Raw genomic sequence first — 16570 nt, forward strand, 5'->3', positions numbered from 1 at the left:
ATGCTCTGTCGGGTAAAGCCCGCGCCGGGCAATGACTAGGATAAGCACAGCTTATGTATGAAGCCCTTGGTGATCTGTCGCTCGACCTGTTGCGCGCCTTTGAGGCCGCTGCCCGGCATCGCAGTTTTACCGCCGCCGCGGTGGAGCTCGGGACCACGCAACCAGCGATCAGCCAACAGATCAAACGGCTTGAAGAACAGCTTGGCTCACGGTTGTTCGATCGAATCTACCGTGGCATTGAACTCACCGAAGTCGGCACTATTCTGTTTGAGCAAGTTAGCCTCGGTTTGCAGAATATCGACGCCGGTTTGAGTGCGATCAGCGCACAGCAGCAACATGAGGTGCTGCAAGTCGCCACCGATTTTGCGTTCGCTGCGTATTGGTTGATGCCGCGTCTGCATCGCTTCCACGAAGCCAATCCGCACGTCGACGTCAGCCTGGTCACCAGCGAGCGCAACCACAACATGCTGCGCACCGATATCGACGTGGCGATCCTCTTTGGCGATGGGCGTTTCAAACAAGGTGAAAGCCATTGGCTGTTCAGCGAAGAAGTGTTTCCGGTGTGCAGTCCGCTATTGCTCAAGGATCGTGCCCTGCCCTTGACCGCGCAGGCATTGCTGGAATTTCCGTTGCTGCATCTGCGGGGGGAAAACAGCAGCAATTGGTTTGACTGGAGCGGGCTGTTCCGCGAACTCGGCATCACTACCCCGCCGGCGCCGGGGCAATTGCGTTTCGACAATTACACACTGCTGATCCAAGCGGCGATCGGCGGGCAAGGCGTGGCGATTGGCTGGCGTCACCTTGTGGATAACTTGCTCAGTCAGGGTTTGCTGTGTCGACCGATTGCCGAGACCACCCTGTCGCGCCTTGGCTATTACGTGGTGTTGCCGCAGCGCAAACGGCGTGGCGTGTTGATCCAGCAGTTTGTCGATTGGTTGATGGAGGAGCAGGCGCGCAGTGCCGAATCTTTGGTCGGGTTGCAGTTGCCGTCGATTGCTAATTGAAGATCAAAGGATTGCAGCCTGCGGCAGCTCCTACAGGTGGATTTTATGGATTTGAAGTTGCGACAAAATTTACGTGCTGGCCGACATGCAGATTCAGTCGCAGCTCATCGGCAATTCCCACTGCCACGCGATTCAAGCGTTCCAGCGGTTCTGCCAGACCCGGCTCCAGATTGCCGCCGATCTGACTGAAATGCTCTATGGTCAGCCCAGCCACGCCGTGCGGCGCATTGACCAGCGTCCAGTGCAACGGACTGCTTTGCACCGCTTCACGAATTTCTTCGGCAGCGTGACGTTGTAAGCGTTCATCCAGCTCCGGCTCGTCGAGTACGGCAAACTCCCCCACCAGAAACAACCGCGAGACATTGGCCGCTTGCAGTCCGTCGACCAGTGCATCCACCGCTAAAACCTGTTCGACTGGGCCAAGCACCACCGAGCGTTCAATATGGTCGCTGCTGAACGGCAGCCCCGGCGCATCGAGCAAGCAGATCACCGCCGAACTGCCGGCGACGCTTTGATTGACCCGCTCGGAATCGAACAGATCACCGCTTTTGGTGCGCAATCCTGGACGCGGCGCGAGCGCGGTCAGGTCGTCGAGAATGGCGATGACTTCGTGCTGTCGGCGCAGCAGTTCAGCCATCAACGCAGCGCCCAGGCTACTCATGGCACCATAGAGCACCACTTTTACTACCGGGGTTTCGGCATTTTTCATGGCTGATCCCTTTTGTTATCCCTTGTATGACGTGTGACATACGGGCTACGTCGAGGGTTCGAACCGATTCAGAGGGTTTGCAATGCAAGCGATCAAGGGCTACCACGCCCACGTCTATTTCGACGCCAGTACGATTGAACAGGCTCGGGCAATGTGCGAGCGGGCCGCGCAGTTGTTTCCATTGAAGATGGGCCGCGTTCACGAACGACCGGTCGGCCCGCACCCGGACTGGAGCTGCCAGTTGGCCTTCGGCCCCGAGCTGCTCGGCGAGGTGCTGCCGTGGCTGGCGCTCAATCGCAAAGGCCTGGTGGTGTTTCTGCACCCGGACACCGGCGATGACTTGCTCGATCACACCGATCATGCGATCTGGATGGGGGCGGTGCGGACGCTGGATCTGTCTATTTTTTGATCAGGTTGTTGATACGCCCAACGCGTTTCTTCGCGCTCACCTTTTGGCTGCTCGTTCGCCAAACGACGCTAATCGCATCCGACGATCGGTTGACCGTTCATTCAAAGCTTTCACCGGCGAAAGGTAGCTGAAAGCTTCCCCGATTAGGATCGCCCTCACTTCCGGCAACAGACCGGTTGGCCAACGCGTGTGATACCTCGCTCGCCCGGCCCAATTAACAACAACAATGGTGATTCTGATGTCCTCTGTAGCCCGCCTCTTCCCGTGTCTTTTCGTTGCCACTCCGCCCGTACGTCTCGTGCTTCCCGTTTTGCGCTGATCCCGCCCGATCCGCTCATTTAACTAGCCGCGCTACGCCTGGAGTAATCCCATGCTGACTTTCCTTGGCTTCGCCATGGTCATCACGTTCATGTTCCTGATCATGACCAAGCGCCTGTCCGCGCTGATCGCTCTGATCATCATCCCGATCCTGTTTGCACTGTTCGGTGGTTTCGCGCCGAAGATCGGTCCGATGATGCTCGAAGGCATCACCAAGCTTGCGCCGACTGGCGTGATGCTGATGTTCGCCATTCTCTATTTCGCCCTGATGATCGACTCCGGCCTGTTCGACCCGGCCGTGCGCAAGATCCTCAAACTGGTCAAGGGCGACCCGTTGAAAGTTTCGGTCGGCACCGCCGTACTGGCGCTCGTCGTTTCCCTTGATGGTGACGGCGCGACCACTTACATGATCTGCGTGGCCGCCATGCTGCCGCTGTACAGCCGCATTGGCATGAGCCCGCGGATCATGGCTGGCTTGATCATCCTTGCCGGTGGCGTGATGAACATGACCCCATGGGGCGGCCCGACCGCGCGTGCGGCGAGTGCGCTGCATGTCGATCCTTCGGACATTTTTGTGCCGATGATCCCGGCCATGGCGGCCGGTGTGCTGGCGATCCTGGTCATCGCCTACTTCTATGGCAAACGCGAACGTGCGCGTCTGGGTGAGTTGCACCTGATCGGCGACGAGATCGATCACAGCGAAATCAGCGTTTCGCAGTTCCCCGACGCCCGTCGTCCGAAGCTGATCTGGTTCAACGGCGCCCTGACCTTCGGCCTGATGTGCACGCTGATCGCCGGCCTGTTGCCGCTGCCGGTGTTGTTCATGGTTGCATTCAGTATTGCCATGATCGTCAACTACCCTTGCCTGCAACAGCAGAAGGATCGCGTCGCGGCGCACGCCGGTAGTGTGCTGGCAGTGGTCGGGCTGATCTTTGCGGCCGGCATCTTCACCGGTATCCTGACCGGCACCGGCATGGTCGATGCGATGTCGAAGAGCCTGTTGGCAGTGATCCCTGATTTCCTCGGCCCGTACCTGGCGGTAATCACGGCGCTGGTGAGCATGCCGTTCACCTTCTTCATGTCCAACGATGCGTTCTACTATGGTGTGTTGCCAGTGCTGACCGAGGCTGCCAGCCACTACGGGATTACTGCGGTGGAAATGGCCCGTGCCTCGATCGTCGGTCAGCCCGTCCACTTGCTGAGCCCGTTGGTGCCATCGACTTATCTGTTGGTGGCGCTGGCCGGGATTGATTTCGGTGATCACCAGCGTTTCACCCTGAAATGGGCGATCCTGGTGTGTATCTGCATCCTGATTGCTGCACTGCTGTTGGGGACTTTTCCGCTCTTCAGCACTCTATAAGCCCAAGACTCACCGCACAGAGTCCCGGCTTCGCTGTTTGAAGCCCGGACTCTTTGTGGTTTAACAATCGCTCAAAGGAATACACATGGAATGGCTGACCAACCCTGAAATCTGGGTTGCCTTCTTTACCCTGACCGCCCTGGAAATCGTCCTCGGTATCGATAACATCATCATGATTTCGATCCTGGTCAGCCGCATGCCCAAACACATGCAGCAGCGCACCCGGATCTTCGGTCTGGCGCTGGCCATGATCACGCGGATCCTGTTGCTGCTGTCGATCACCTGGGTCATGCGCCTGACGGCCGACCTGTTTGTGGTGTTCGGCCAAGGCATTTCCGGCCGCGACCTGATCCTGTTCTTCGGTGGTTTGTTCCTGCTGTGGAAGAGCTCGCAAGAGATGTACCACGCGCTGGAAGGCGAAGACGAAAGCGACGACACGCCAAGCGGCAAGGGCGGCAACTTCCTCTACACCATCATTCAGATCGCGATCATCGACATCGTGTTCTCGCTGGACTCGGTGATCACCGCTGTCGGCATGGTCTCGCACGTTCCAGTCATGGTTGCAGCGATCATCGTTGCGGTACTGGTGATGATGCTGGCGGCCGGGACTATCAGCGATTTCATCGACAAGCACCCGTCGCTGAAGATGCTGGCGCTGTCGTTCCTGCTGGTGGTCGGTACCGTACTGATTGCTGAATCGTTCGATGTGCATGTGCCGAAGGGCTACGTCTACTTCGCCATGGCGTTCTCGCTGGCGGTGGAAGCGATCAACATCAAACTGCGCGGCGCGATGGCCAAGAAGAAACAACAGCAAGACCCGGTGAAACTGCGCAAGGACATTCCGGGGCAGTAACCCGGATTTCCAACAGCCAGTACAAAACCTGTGGGAGCTGGCAAGCCAGGCTCCCACAGGTTTTTTGTTGTTTGTGATTTTTGTGTTTGATGATTGAAAAACCGTAGTTCACGCAGACAGAAGAACCTGTGGGAGCTGGCTTGCCAGCGATAACGGGGTGTCAGGCGACATCAATGTTTGCTGTGCCGACGCCATCGCTGGCAAGCCAGCTCCCACAGGGTTTTGCCTTGTTTGTGGCGAACGTGAATGAACGCCTTTTCATGACACTTTTGTTTCAATCTGCACTTTAGCTGTGCAATGCTGGCGCGCAGACCGTTAGCCAACTACAGCTTAAGTATCAGAACGTAGAAACGCGCGGCACTGTCAATTTGCTCCTCTGGAGCGCTGCTATTACAGGGGGTCTGCATGCTCACCCTGCTCAATCTGCTTTCCGCCGTCGCCCTGCTGATCTGGGGCACGCACATCGTTCGAACCGGCATCCTGCGGGTGTACGGCACCCAGTTGCGCCATGTGATTGGCCAGAACATGTCGAAAAAATGGCTGGCCTTTGTCGCCGGCATCGTCGTGACCGCGATGGTGCAGAGCAGCAACGCCACCGCCATGCTCGTCACCTCTTTCGTCGGCCAAGGCCTGATGGCGCTGACCCCGGCGCTGGCGACCATGCTCGGCGCCGACGTCGGTACGGCGTTGATGGCGCGGGTGCTGACCTTCGATCTGTCGTGGCTGTCGCCGCTGCTGATTTTTGTCGGGGTGATTTTTTTCCTGTCGCGCAAACAGACGCGGCTCGGGCAGATGGGCCGCGTGTCCATCGGCTTGGGACTGATCATTCTTGCGTTGCAATTGATCGTCGAGGCCGCTGCGCCGATCACCCATGCGCAAGGGGTGAAGGTGATTTTCGCCTCGCTGACCGGCGATATCCTTCTCGACGCCTTGGTCGGCGCGCTGTTCGCGATGATTTCCTATTCCAGCCTCGCCGCCGTGCTGCTCACCGCGACACTGGCCGGGGCAGCGGTGATCAGCCTGCCGGTGGCGATCGGTCTGGTGATCGGTGCCAACATCGGCAGCGGCATTCTCGCGTTCATGAGCACCAGCATGCAGAACGCGGCGGGCCGGCAAGTGGCGCTGGGTAGTCTGTTGTACAAGCTGATCGGCCTGCTGCTGATCATCCCGGTGCTCGATCCGCTGGTGCACTGGATCGACAGTCTCGATTTCAGCCCGCAGGAAATGGTCATCGGCTTTCACCTGCTCTACAACACTGCGCGCTGCCTGATCCTGCTGCCGAGTGTCGGGCCGATGGCGCGGCTGTGTGCCTGGCTGCTGCCTGAACGGCCGGAGGTCAACGGCACTGCCAAACCGCGTCATCTCGACGCCACCGCACTGGTCACGCCAAGCCTTGCGCTGGCCAACGCCGCGCGGGAAACCCTGCGCATGGGCGATCTGCTCGACAACATGCTCGATGCCACTCTCGATGTGTTGCGCGGCAAGCAGACCGCCGTCACTCAGGAGATGCGTCGGCTCACCGACGACGTCGAAGCGCTGTACAGCGCAATCAAGCTGTATCTGGCGCAGATGCCCCGCGAGGATCTCGGCGAGCGGGACAGTCGACGCTGGGCGGAGATCATCGAGTTGGCGATCAACCTGAAACTGTCCAGCGATGTCATCGAACGCATGCTGCGCAAGATCCAGCAGCAGAAGACTTCGCAACGTCGTTCGTTTTCCGAGGAGGGGCTGGAGGATTTGGCCGTCCTGCATCAACAACTCATCGCCAACTTGCGGTTGGGGCTGTCGGTGTTTCTCAGCGGCGACCGGGAAAGTGCCCGGCAGTTATTGCGCGAGAAACGTCGCTTTCGCGCACAGGAACGCCGTTTGGCCCACGCGCATGTCAGCCGATTGCAACGCAAGATCGTGCAGAGTATCGAAACCAGTTCGCTGCACCTGGAGTTGATTGCGGACATGAGGCGGCTCAATTCGCTGTTCTGCGGCAGTGCGTATGTGGTGCTGGAAACGGCGGATACCGGCGCGCTGGCGGCGGATGATATGAGCGACATTACGCATTCGCCTTGAACGTCTGCGGTTGCGGTCAGTCAGTAACTCAGAGTTCAGCCTCAAGGCCGCCATCGCTGGCAAGCCAGCTCCCACAGGGTTTTGTGAGCGCCATACATCCCTGTGGGAGCTGGCTTGCCAGCGATGAGGGCCTGACTGACGACACGGATCTCCAAATCAGCCGTATGGAAGCCTGTTATGCGTTGCCTGTTGTTCGCCTGTCTGTTGCTCGGTTCTCTACCCTCCTACGCCCTGGATCGTTTTCAGGTCGAAGGCTATGCGCTGCCCAACGGTTTGCAGCTGATGCTCAAACCCGGCACCGAGCGTGGGCATGTGGCGATCCGCTTGGTGGTCGGCGTCGGTCTCGACGATTTTGACTGCGACGAAAAAGAGCTGCCACACCTGCTCGAACACCTGCTGTTCAGCGGCATCGACGCCACTGGCGAAGGTGGTCTCGAAGAACGCATGCAGGCCCTGGGCGGCGAATGGAACGCTTTTACCAGCAATGCCGACACCACGTTCGTCATCGAAGCTCCGGCGAAGAACCAACGCAAAGTGCTCGACCTGCTGCTGGCTCTGCTGACCCAGACCCGCATCGACGACAACGCGATCAACGCCGCCAAACGCGTGGTCGAGCGCGAAGACGGCGGCCATTACACGCGCCTGCAACGTTTTCTTGATCGTCAGGATCTGGGCCACACCGCGAGCAACCAATTGGCCGTCGAACTGGGCCTGAAATGCCCGCAGCGCGCTGAAGTCGATCATCTGACCCAAGAGCAGTTAGAGAAGGTGCGCCAGGCCTGGTACGCGCCGAACAACATGACCCTGATCGTCGTCGGCGAACTCGACAAACTGCTGCCGGCTTATCTGGAACGCACGTGGGGCGCCCTCGAGCCGGTCGAACCCAGCGAGCACCGACCGTTGCCGGACATCAGCACCAGCGCCGCTCACGAGCGCACCCTCACCCGCGGCTTCATTGGCGACGGCGCCAAGTTGCACTGGATGGTGCCGGAGCCGGTGCTGGACGATCAGTACGACCAGACCTTCGATATCCTCAAGGATTACCTCGACTGGGCGCTGTACCGGCAGATCCGCCTGAACCACGGTTTGTCTTACGGGCCGTGGGCCGAACGCGAAGTGTTCGGCGGCGTCGGCTTCATGAGCCTCAACGCCGACCTGGATCGCGATGACGTCGACGAAGCCATCCAGGTGCTTGAAGACCTCAAGGCCGACTTGCTGAAAAACGGCCTCGACGCAGACACCTTCGCCCGAATCAAACAGGCCGCTATCGCCCACCAGGCGTGGGCGGTGCAAGGCAACAGTGCGATGGCCGATTATTACTGGAGCGCGCTGAGCGATTATCAGGACGGCCGCTTCGCCAACCCGGCCCGACAGCTGCACGGCGTGACACTGGAAACAGCGAACAAGGCGATGCGCGAGTTGATGTTGCAACCGGGGTATCTGCGCATCGAGAAGCCGTTGATCAGTGATGATCAGGTGTTGTGGCTGGCTGCGGGTGGAGTGGGTCTGGTGCTGCTGATGTTGATCGGCTGGCGTGTGTATCGCCGCCACAAAATTGCTGGAAGCCATTAATCCTGTGGTGAGTGAGCACCTGTGGCGAGGGGATTTATCCCCGTTGGGCGGCGCAGCAGCCCCAATAAGGGCAGCTCGGTATATCCAGACAAAATTCGCTTGCAGGATCTACGACGGCTGCGCCGCCGATCGGGGATAAATCCCCTCGCCACAGGGGTCATGCGGCGGTAACCTTTCCGGGATTTTCCCCATATCGTCGTGAACCGCCAAAATGTCCAGACTGACCCTCCTTATCCAGCGCATTATCGAGCTGATGAAGCGCTACCCCGGGGTCATTGCGCTGGGTGGTTTCATCTCGGGGGTTGGCAGTTTCATGCTGGTCGATCGCCAGCAGGGACTGGCGAGCTGGATCACGGTGATCATGCTGCTCAGCTGGATCTGGCTGATGCTGGAGAACACCCTCACCGGGCTTTTCACGCGGATTTTCAAACGGGAAATCCCCCAGCCGCTGCTGCGTTATGCGACGCAGATGATCCATCAGGAAAGCCTGTTTTTTGTCCTGCCGTTCTTTTTCATCACCACAACGTGGAACAGCAGCCAGCTGGTCTTCACCGGCCTGCTTAGCGTCGCCGCGTTGATCTCTATCGTCGATCCGCTCTATTACAAATGGCTGGCGCCTCGGCGCTGGGCGTTTCTCGCGTTGCACACCCTGACCCTGTTCGCCGCCCTGCTCACGGCGTTGCCGGTGATCATGCACCTGACCACCTCGCAAAGTTTCAAATGGTCGCTGGGGATTGCCGTGCTGCTGTCGTTCCCGAGCCTGGCGTCGATCTTCCCGATTCGCACCGTGCGCAACGCGCTGGCGATTCTGTTTATCACCTTCGGCATCGGCGGCGTCGGTTGGGCGCTGCGTTCGTGGGTGCCGCCGGCGACGTTGTGGATGACCGACGTGGCCATCAGCACGCAGATGCAGGATCGCACTCCCGGTGCCAGTCTCGATAAGGTCAGCGCCGAGCAGATCCGCAACGGCGGCCTCTACGCCTACACCGCGATCAACGCACCGCGCGGGCTCGATGAGCGGATTTATCACGTCTGGAAGTTCAACGGTAAAGAAGTCGACCGCATTGCCCTCGACATCCATGGCGGGCGCAAGGAAGGCTACCGGGCGTGGACGCACAAGCAGAATTTCCCCGGCAACCCGGCGGGCAAATGGCAAGTGCGGGTATTGACCGAGGATGGCCAGCTGATCGGCGTGCTGCGCTTTGAAATCACCGACAGCACACCGGCCAAAGAAAAGTAATCCGGTTCGTGCTATTACGTTAGTTCGCTTAGCAGCCGAACAAGCACGGAGCTTATGACCAGCAGCTCAATGACAGGCAGTGCCCGATTGGACACGTCCAACACCCCTGCCCGCTTGCAGGTCAGCGGGGACTGGACGCTCGCCCATTACGCCGAGCTCAAGCACCTGAGCGAAACCCTGCGCGGCCAGTACGACACCGACACGCTTATCGACCTCAACAGCCTCGGCGCCCTCGACACTGCTGGCGCCTCGTTGCTGGTGGAGTTGCTCGGCTCCGAGCGCCTCGGCAAATCCGCCGAACACCCCGATTGCACAATCTCCAGCGCCGACCGCGCGCTGCTGCAAACCGTGTATCAGTCGATGACTGATTTCTGCGTGCCGATCAAAGAGCCGGAAATCAGCGTCAGCGTGCAATTGCTGACGCGCATCGGCCGCGCCGTCGACACGGTCTGGCAAGACACCCTGCAACTGCTCGGCTTCGTCGGCCTGATTCTGGAAACCATCGCCCGTGGCCTGTTCCGGCCCAAGCGCTGGCGCATCACGCCGGTGATCGCGCACATCGAACAGACCGGCCTCGACGCCGCGCCCATCGTGGCGTTGCTGACCTTTCTGGTGGGTGCTGTGGTGGCGTTTCTCGGCGCGACGGTGCTGGCCAGTTTTGGCGCGAGCATCTTCACCGTCGATCTGGTGGGTTTTGCCTTCCTGCGTGAGTTCGGTGTTTTGCTCACCGCGATCCTGATGGCCGGGCGCACCGCCAGTGCGTTCACCGCGCAAATCGGGTCGATGAAGGCCAACGAGGAAATCGACGCGATCCGCACCCTCGGCCTCGATCCGATGGAGTTGCTGGTGGTACCGCGCGTGCTGGCGTTGCTGGTGGCGCTGCCGCTGCTGACCTTTCTGGCGATGATCTGCGGGATCGTCGGCGGTGCCGTGGTCTGCGCGGTGTCGCTGGATATCTCGCCGGCGATGTTCCTCTCGCTGCTGCAAAGCGACATCGGCGTTCAGCATTTTCTGGTCGGCCTGGTGAAGGCGCCGATCTTCGCGTTCCTGATTGCGGCGATTGGTTGTCTGGAAGGCTTCAAGGTCAGCGGCAGCGCCGAATCGGTCGGCGCACACACCACGTCGAGTGTGGTGCAGTCGATTTTCGTGGTGATCGTGCTCGACGCGGTGGCTGCGCTGTTCTTCATGGAGATGGGCTGGTGAGTCGTCTACCCCGTGCGCCCTCGGAGGCGGTGATTGAAGTCCGTGGCCTGTGCAACCGCTTCGGTACGCAGAGGGTGCACGAAAACCTTGATCTGGATTTGTACAAAGGCGAAATCCTCGCCGTGGTCGGCGGTTCCGGCAGCGGCAAATCGGTACTGCTGCGTAGCATTGTCGGCCTGCGCCGGCCCAGCGAGGGCATCGTCAAAGTATTCGGCCAGAATCTGCCGAGCCTGTCTGAGCATGAACGCTCGTTGATTGAACGGCGCTTTGGCGTGCTGTTCCAGAAAGGCGCGCTGTTCTCTTCGCTGACGGTGACCGAGAACGTCGCCCTGCCGCTGATCGAACACGCGGGCCTGAGCCGCGAAGATGCCGAGCATCTGGCCGCCGTCAAACTGGCGCTGGCCGGGCTACCGCTGTCGGCGGCAGACAAATACCCGGCGTCGCTGTCCGGCGGCATGATCAAGCGCGCCGCTCTGGCCCGGGCCCTGGCGCTGGATCCAGACATTCTTTTTCTCGACGAACCTACCGCCGGCCTCGATCCGATTGGCGCGGCGGCGTTCGACCAATTGATCCTGACCCTGCGTGATGCGTTGGGTCTGAGCGTCTTTCTGGTGACCCACGACCTCGACACGCTCTACACCATCACCGACCGCGTGGCGGTGCTGGCGCAGAAGAAAGTGTTGGTGGCCGATGCCATCGACGTGGTCTCGGAAACCGGTGACGCGTGGATTCACGAATATTTCCACGGCCCGCGCGGCCGCTCGGCGCTGGACGCCGCCAAACTGCTCAACGAGGTCTGACATGGAAACCCGAGCGCATCATGTGTTGATTGGCCTGTGCACCGTGCTGGTGGTGGCCGGCGCCCTGCTCTTCGGCCTGTTCCTGGCCAAATCCAGCGTCGACACCGAGTTCAAGGATTACGAGGTAGTGTTCAACGAGGCGGTCAGCGGCCTGTCCAAGGGCAGTTCGGTGCAGTACAGCGGGATCAAGGTCGGCGACGTGGTCAGCCTGCGCCTCGATCCGCAGGATCCACGGCGGGTGCTGGCGCGGATTCGTCTCGGTGGCGATACGCCGGTCAAGGAAGACACCCAGGCCAAACTGGCCCTGACCGGGATCACTGGCACGTCGATCATCCAGCTCAGCGGTGGCACGCCGCAGAGCCCGACGCTCAAGGGGCATGACGGCAAGCACCCGGTGATCATTGCTTCGCCCTCGCCTATCTCGCGGCTGCTCAATGACAGTAACGACCTGATGAGCGGCATCAGCGCCCTGCTGCACAACGCCAATCAGATGTTCTCCGAAGATAATGTCGAACGCGTCAGCAAGACCCTCGCCCATCTCGAACAGACCACCGGCACCATCAACGATCAGCGCGGCGACATTCGCCAGGCCATGCAGCAACTGGCGAGCGTCGGCAAACAGGCCGGCAGCATGCTCGAACAGACCTCGGCGTTGATGCGTAACGCCAACGGCCTGCTCAACGATCAGGGCAAACAGGCGCTGGGCAGCGCCGAGCAGGCAATGAAGTCGCTGGAAGACAGCAGTGTCACCATCAATGCGTTGCTGAACAAGAACCAGAACTCCCTCGACAGCGGCATGCAGGGCCTCAACGGCCTGGCGCCGGCGATCCGCGAACTGCGCGAAACCCTGACTTCGCTGCGGGCCATTTCTCAACGTCTGGAGGCCAACCCCAGCGGTTACCTGCTGGGCAGTGACAAGAACAAGGAGTTCACGCCATGAAGCTGACTCGCCTCGCCCTCCTCGCCACTGGCTTTACGCTGATCAGTGCGTGCACGATCTTCCCCGAAGCCGAGCCACTGGATGTCTACCGCTTGCCGGCAGCACAGGCGCCCGTCTCGCGCGGTTCGGCGGCAACTCAGCCGTGGTCGCTGCGTTTGAACAAGTTGCAGGCCAGCGAAGCGCTGAGCCGGCCGACCATCGCAGTGATCCCGCAAGGTGACGTGATCAGCAGCTACAAGGCTTCGCGCTGGAGCGATCCGGCGCCGGTATTGCTGCGCAATCGGCTGCTCGACGGTTTTCAGCGCGATGGCCGGGTGACGTTGCTGAGTACCGATGACAGCAACTTTCAGGCAGATCTGGAGCTGGGCGGGAATTTGCAGGCGTTTCAGACTGAATATCAAGGCACCCAAGCCAGCGTCGTCGTGCGCCTCGATGCGTTACTGGTGCGCGGTTATGACCAGCGAATCCTGGCCAGCCGCCGATTTGAGGAACGTCAGCCGCTGAGCGATGTGCAGGTGCCGGCAGTGGTCGCCGGGTTTGGCCAGGCCAGTGATCGTCTTACCGCCAAAGTCGTGGATTGGGCCGTAGACCAAGGCCAGAAACTGGCGCCCTCGCCCAGACCTTGAGCCCCACACAAAACCCATGTAGGAGTGAGCCTGCTCGCGATTGCGGTTTGTCAGTCACCAACACTGGTGACTGTCAGCCCGCAATCGCGAGCAGGCTCACTCCTACAGTTTTGATCTGTGCTTAGCCGAAGAACCAGTAGCACACAGTGATTGCACCGATCACACCCGCCAGTTCCGCCAACAACGCACACCCCACCGCATGCCTTGCGCGCTGAATCCCCACGGCACCGAAATACACCGCCAGCACATAGAACGTCGTCTCGGTACTGCCCTGCACCGTCGCTGCCACGAGCGCCGGGAAGCTGTCCACGCCCGAGGTCTGCATTGTTTCGATCAGCATCGCCCGCGCAGCGCTGCCGGAGAACGGTTTGACCATCGCTGTTGGCAGCGCATCAACGAAACGGGTGTCCCAACCGGCCCATTCGACCAGATGGCGAATCCCGTCGAGACCAAAATCCAGCGCCCCGGATGCGCGCAATACGCCGACGGCGCAGAGCATCGCGACCAGATACGGCAGCAGGTTCTTGGCGACGTCGAAGCCTTCCTTCGCGCCTTCAACGAACGCCTCGTAAACCTTCACTTTGCGCAACGCACCAATCACCAGAAACAGCATGATCAGCCCGAACAACGTGAGATTGCCGAGAATCGACGAAAGCCCCGCCAATGCCGTGGCCGACATCGTCCCCAGCAGCGCCATGAATGCGCCGAGGATCAGCGCGCCGGGGATCAGATACGCCAGCACCACCGGGTCCCAGACCCGCAGACGCTGCATGAAGGCGACCGAGAGAAAGCCGACGATGGTCGAGCAACTGGTCGCCAGCAGAATCGGCAGGAACACCAGCGTCGGATCCGGCGCGCCTTGCTGGGCGCGGTACATGAAGATCGTCACCGGCAGCAGGGTCAGGGAGGAGGCGTTGAGCACCAGGAAGAGGATTTGCGCGTTGCTGGCGATGGTCGCGCTGGGGTTGAGTTCCTGTAACGCCTTCATGGCTTTGAGGCCGATCGGCGTGGCGGCGTTGTCCAGACCGAGGCCATTGGCGGCGAAGTTCAGAGTGATCAGGCCAAGGGCCGGGTGACCGGGCGGAACCTCAGGCATCAGCCGCAGAAACAGCGGGCCCAACACCTTGGCCAGCCAGTCGACGATCCCGGCTTTTTCGGCAATGCGCAGAAAACCCAGCCACAGGGTGAGGGTGCCGAACAGCAGCACCATGACTTCGACCGAGAGCTTGGCCATGGCGAAAATGCTTTCCACCATCGCCGCAAAGATCCCGGCGTTACCGCCGACCAGCCACTGCACCAGCGCCGACACGGCTGCCACGATGAAGAAGCCAAGCCACAGGCCATTAAGCATCAGTCAAATCCCCCGGAAGATGCGGCGAATGATAACGGGGTCGCCAGAAACGACAAACCCCGGATTTCTCCGGGGTTTGTCTACGATTGCTGGTGCCCCCGATTACAGGGTTGACCGCCATCTACTGTAGGAGCTGCCGAAGGCTGCGATCTATTGCTCTTGCCTTTGAAAACAGAATCAAAAGATCGCAGCCTGCGGCAGCTCCTACACAGGGTGTGTCAGTTCTTCGAGACTTCACCCGCCGGCAGTTTTTCCTTGCTGCGCCAGTGCGGCAGGGAGTTCCAGTAGCGCTCGCCTTTGGCGTCGTCGTACATGCCTTCCCAGCGCGAGATAACCAGCACGGCCAAGGCATTGCCGATCACGTTCAGCGCGGTACGGGCCATGTCCATGATGCGGTCGACACCGGCGATGAACGCCAGGCCTTCCAACGGAATACCCACGCTGCCCAAGGTCGCCAGCAGCACCACGAAGGACACGCCCGGTACGCCGGCGATGCCTTTGGAGGTGACCATCAGGGTCAGTACCAGCAGCAGTTGCTGGCTGATCGACAGGTCGATGCCGTACAGCTGGGCAATGAAGATTGCGGCGATGGACTGGTACAGGGTCGAACCGTCGAGGTTGAACGAGTAACCGGTCGGCACCACGAAACTGCAGATGGCTTTCGGCGCGCCGTAGGCTTCCATCTTCTCGATCACGCGCGGCAGCACGGTTTCCGAGGAGGCGGTGGAGTAGGCCAGGACCAGTTCATCCTTGAAGATGCGCATCAGCTTCAGCACGGAGAAGCCGAACAGCCTGGCGATCAGGCCCAGCACCACAAAGGCGAAGAAGGCGATGGCGACGTAAACCAGGATCACCAGTTTGGCCAGCGGTATCAGGGAAGCGAAACCGAAGTTGGCCACGGTCACCGCGATCAGTGCGAATACGCCGATCGGGGCGTAGTTCATGATCATGTGAGTGACTTTGAACATGCTTTCCGAGACGCCCTGGAACATCTTCACCAGCGGCTCGCGCAGGTCCGACTGCAGGCTCGACAGACCGAGACCGAACAGCACGGAGAAGAAGATGATCGGCAGCATTTCGCCGCGGGCCATGGCCGCGAAGATGTTCGACGGGATCAGGTTGAGGATGGTCTCGATGAACGCGTGTTCATGCTGTACTTCGGCGGCAGTCGCCTGGTACTTGGAGATGTCCACCGTGCCCAGGGTGCTCATGTCGATGCCGGTACCCGGGTGGAACACGTTGGCCAGCACCAGCCCGACGACGATGGCGATAGTGGTGACGATTTCGAAATAGATGATCGTCTTCAGGCCGATACGCCCGAGCTTCTTGGCGTCGCCCACGCCGGCAATGCCGACAATCAGGGAAGAGATGACAATCGGGATCACGATCATCTTGATCAGACGGATAAAGATATCGCCTGCCGGTTGCAGGACGTTGCTGATCCACCAGGCCTTTTCGGCACTGAAATGGTTGAGCAACGCACCGATTGCAATCCCCAGTACCAGACCGATGAGGATCTGCCAGGCGAGGCTAATTTTTGCCTTCTTCATTATCTTTACCCTTACTTGCGTTTGACTCAGGCACATGCAGGAACTGGAACGCTTTTTAGCGGAAAAGTCTGTGCATCTGCCTCCGTATAAGGTGCCCCGAAGTACGTATTGACGGCTCTTCGGCAGGCGAAAAAAGGCGCAACTATTCCGATGCAAGGTTGCGCCGTCTAATGCCGTAAACGCCTACCCTATGCCGAATCGGCATGAGCTTTTTCAAATGAAACTGGCGTCCCAACCGGTTCGATTGTGACATTTCAGCCAGCATAAGTGCCGTGAACCGGCCATTCCAGCGAAGGTTGATTGTTTTTTGAGCGAGAATTTTCGATCGATATTTGAGGAAAAAGCCTACGTAATCAGACCAGATGTCCGACTGTTTAAAAGATCTCTTTCTCGATATACGGTCGCCAGGAAACACCGCGTAATGTTTTCGCACGCAGTGTGGACGATAAAAAGAAGGGGCTGGACGCTCTGGATCAACGTTTTGCTTAAATGAAAGCTCGGCGCAAGCCCGTCGAACCCCTTTGGATTGACGAACTTGCGGCAGCTTTTACCCTGACCCGGCCCTCGCGCA

At 59.8% G+C, this 16570-nt stretch carries 14 protein-coding genes; 11 read left to right on the forward strand and 3 right to left on the reverse strand.

Going from position 1 to position 16570, the window contains the following annotated elements:
* Nucleotides 1–53: 53 nt before the first annotated feature.
* Nucleotides 54–1004, forward strand: a complete 951-nt coding sequence (locus ICA15_RS13905) for a choline sulfate utilization transcriptional regulator (protein WP_210553250.1) — start codon at nt 54–56, stop codon at nt 1002–1004.
* 43 nt (nt 1005–1047) lie between these two features.
* On the opposite strand, the gene ICA15_RS13910 is transcribed toward ICA15_RS13905, so the two are convergent.
* Nucleotides 1048–1713: an NAD(P)-dependent oxidoreductase gene (locus tag ICA15_RS13910; RefSeq protein WP_210553249.1), complete on the reverse strand. Its 666-nt coding sequence runs from the start codon at nt 1711–1713 to the stop codon at nt 1048–1050.
* A gap of 82 nt (nt 1714–1795) precedes the next feature.
* On the opposite strand from ICA15_RS13910, the gene ICA15_RS13915 reads away from it, so the two are divergent.
* The 10 genes from ICA15_RS13915 (at nt 1796) to ICA15_RS13960 (ending at nt 13098) form a co-directional block, all read left to right on the forward strand.
* The gene (locus ICA15_RS13915; RefSeq protein ID WP_210553248.1) at nt 1796–2122 is read left to right on the forward strand and encodes a DOPA 4,5-dioxygenase family protein; all 327 of its coding nucleotides are present in this window, start codon (nt 1796–1798) and stop codon (nt 2120–2122) included.
* Between the two features lie 370 nt (nt 2123–2492).
* Nucleotides 2493–3800, forward strand: a complete 1308-nt coding sequence (locus ICA15_RS13920) for a CitMHS family transporter (protein ID WP_150605060.1) — start codon at nt 2493–2495, stop codon at nt 3798–3800.
* 85 nt (nt 3801–3885) lie between these two features.
* Nucleotides 3886–4653, forward strand: coding sequence for a TerC family protein (locus ICA15_RS13925; RefSeq protein ID WP_210553247.1), 768 nt, complete (start codon nt 3886–3888; stop codon nt 4651–4653).
* 405 nt (nt 4654–5058) lie between these two features.
* Nucleotides 5059–6717, forward strand: coding sequence for a Na/Pi cotransporter family protein (locus ICA15_RS13930; protein ID WP_150593298.1), 1659 nt, complete (start codon nt 5059–5061; stop codon nt 6715–6717).
* Between the two features lie 177 nt (nt 6718–6894).
* Nucleotides 6895–8289, forward strand: coding sequence for a M16 family metallopeptidase (locus ICA15_RS13935; RefSeq protein ID WP_210553246.1), 1395 nt, complete (start codon nt 6895–6897; stop codon nt 8287–8289).
* Between the two features lie 211 nt (nt 8290–8500).
* The gene (locus ICA15_RS13940; RefSeq protein ID WP_210553245.1) at nt 8501–9529 is read left to right on the forward strand and encodes a DUF5924 family protein; all 1029 of its coding nucleotides are present in this window, start codon (nt 8501–8503) and stop codon (nt 9527–9529) included.
* A 54-nt stretch (nt 9530–9583) separates the two neighbouring features.
* Nucleotides 9584–10732 (forward strand): ABC transporter permease, encoded by a 1149-nt coding sequence (locus tag ICA15_RS13945; RefSeq protein WP_210553244.1) that lies wholly within the window; start codon nt 9584–9586, stop codon nt 10730–10732.
* A complete protein-coding gene (locus ICA15_RS13950; protein WP_210553243.1) occupies nt 10729–11532 on the forward strand; it encodes an ABC transporter ATP-binding protein in 804 nt (267 codons plus the stop codon). The genes ICA15_RS13945 and ICA15_RS13950 overlap by 4 nt, the downstream gene beginning before the upstream one ends.
* A gap of 1 nt (nt 11533) precedes the next feature.
* The gene (locus ICA15_RS13955; protein ID WP_150605066.1) at nt 11534–12472 is read left to right on the forward strand and encodes an MlaD family protein; all 939 of its coding nucleotides are present in this window, start codon (nt 11534–11536) and stop codon (nt 12470–12472) included.
* Complete coding sequence (locus ICA15_RS13960; RefSeq protein ID WP_210553242.1) at nt 12469–13098, forward strand: ABC-type transport auxiliary lipoprotein family protein; 630 nt, start codon at nt 12469–12471, stop codon at nt 13096–13098. The genes ICA15_RS13955 and ICA15_RS13960 overlap by 4 nt, the downstream gene beginning before the upstream one ends.
* Before the next feature lie 121 nt (nt 13099–13219).
* Here ICA15_RS13960 and ICA15_RS13965 read toward each other — a convergent pair whose 3' ends face one another.
* Together ICA15_RS13965 and gltP are read right to left on the reverse strand one after the other, a co-directional pair.
* The gene (locus ICA15_RS13965; RefSeq protein ID WP_150593291.1) at nt 13220–14449 is read right to left on the reverse strand and encodes a nucleoside recognition domain-containing protein; all 1230 of its coding nucleotides are present in this window, start codon (nt 14447–14449) and stop codon (nt 13220–13222) included.
* Between the two features lie 218 nt (nt 14450–14667).
* Nucleotides 14668–15999 carry a glutamate/aspartate:proton symporter GltP gene (gene gltP, locus ICA15_RS13970; RefSeq protein ID WP_210553241.1) on the reverse strand — a complete coding sequence of 444 codons (1332 nt, stop codon included), beginning with the start codon at nt 15997–15999 and terminating at the stop codon, nt 14668–14670.
* Between the last annotated feature and the right edge of the window lie 571 nt (nt 16000–16570).

This window comes from Pseudomonas sp. P116 (assembly GCF_020149425.1).
GTDB classification, from domain to species: domain Bacteria; phylum Pseudomonadota; class Gammaproteobacteria; order Pseudomonadales; family Pseudomonadaceae; genus Aquipseudomonas; species Aquipseudomonas anatoliensis.

Excerpts from the sequence above, each read along its gene's own strand:
- ICA15_RS13905 (WP_210553250.1), top strand. The coding sequence starts at position 54 with ATGTATGAAGCCCTTGGTGATCTGTCGCTCGACCTGTTGCGCGCCTTT.
- ICA15_RS13910 (WP_210553249.1), bottom strand. The coding sequence starts at position 1,713 with ATGAAAAATGCCGAAACCCCGGTAGTAAAAGTGGTGCTCTATGGTGCC.
- ICA15_RS13915 (WP_210553248.1), top strand. The coding sequence starts at position 1,796 with ATGCAAGCGATCAAGGGCTACCACGCCCACGTCTATTTCGACGCCAGT.
- ICA15_RS13920 (WP_150605060.1), top strand. The coding sequence starts at position 2,493 with ATGCTGACTTTCCTTGGCTTCGCCATGGTCATCACGTTCATGTTCCTG.
- ICA15_RS13925 (WP_210553247.1), top strand. The coding sequence starts at position 3,886 with ATGGAATGGCTGACCAACCCTGAAATCTGGGTTGCCTTCTTTACCCTG.
- ICA15_RS13930 (WP_150593298.1), top strand. The coding sequence starts at position 5,059 with ATGCTCACCCTGCTCAATCTGCTTTCCGCCGTCGCCCTGCTGATCTGG.
- ICA15_RS13935 (WP_210553246.1), top strand. The coding sequence starts at position 6,895 with ATGCGTTGCCTGTTGTTCGCCTGTCTGTTGCTCGGTTCTCTACCCTCC.
- ICA15_RS13940 (WP_210553245.1), top strand. The coding sequence starts at position 8,501 with ATGTCCAGACTGACCCTCCTTATCCAGCGCATTATCGAGCTGATGAAG.
- ICA15_RS13945 (WP_210553244.1), top strand. The coding sequence starts at position 9,584 with ATGACCAGCAGCTCAATGACAGGCAGTGCCCGATTGGACACGTCCAAC.
- ICA15_RS13955 (WP_150605066.1), top strand. The coding sequence starts at position 11,534 with ATGGAAACCCGAGCGCATCATGTGTTGATTGGCCTGTGCACCGTGCTG.
- ICA15_RS13960 (WP_210553242.1), top strand. The coding sequence starts at position 12,469 with ATGAAGCTGACTCGCCTCGCCCTCCTCGCCACTGGCTTTACGCTGATC.
- ICA15_RS13965 (WP_150593291.1), bottom strand. The coding sequence starts at position 14,449 with ATGCTTAATGGCCTGTGGCTTGGCTTCTTCATCGTGGCAGCCGTGTCG.
- gltP (WP_210553241.1), bottom strand. The coding sequence starts at position 15,999 with ATGAAGAAGGCAAAAATTAGCCTCGCCTGGCAGATCCTCATCGGTCTG.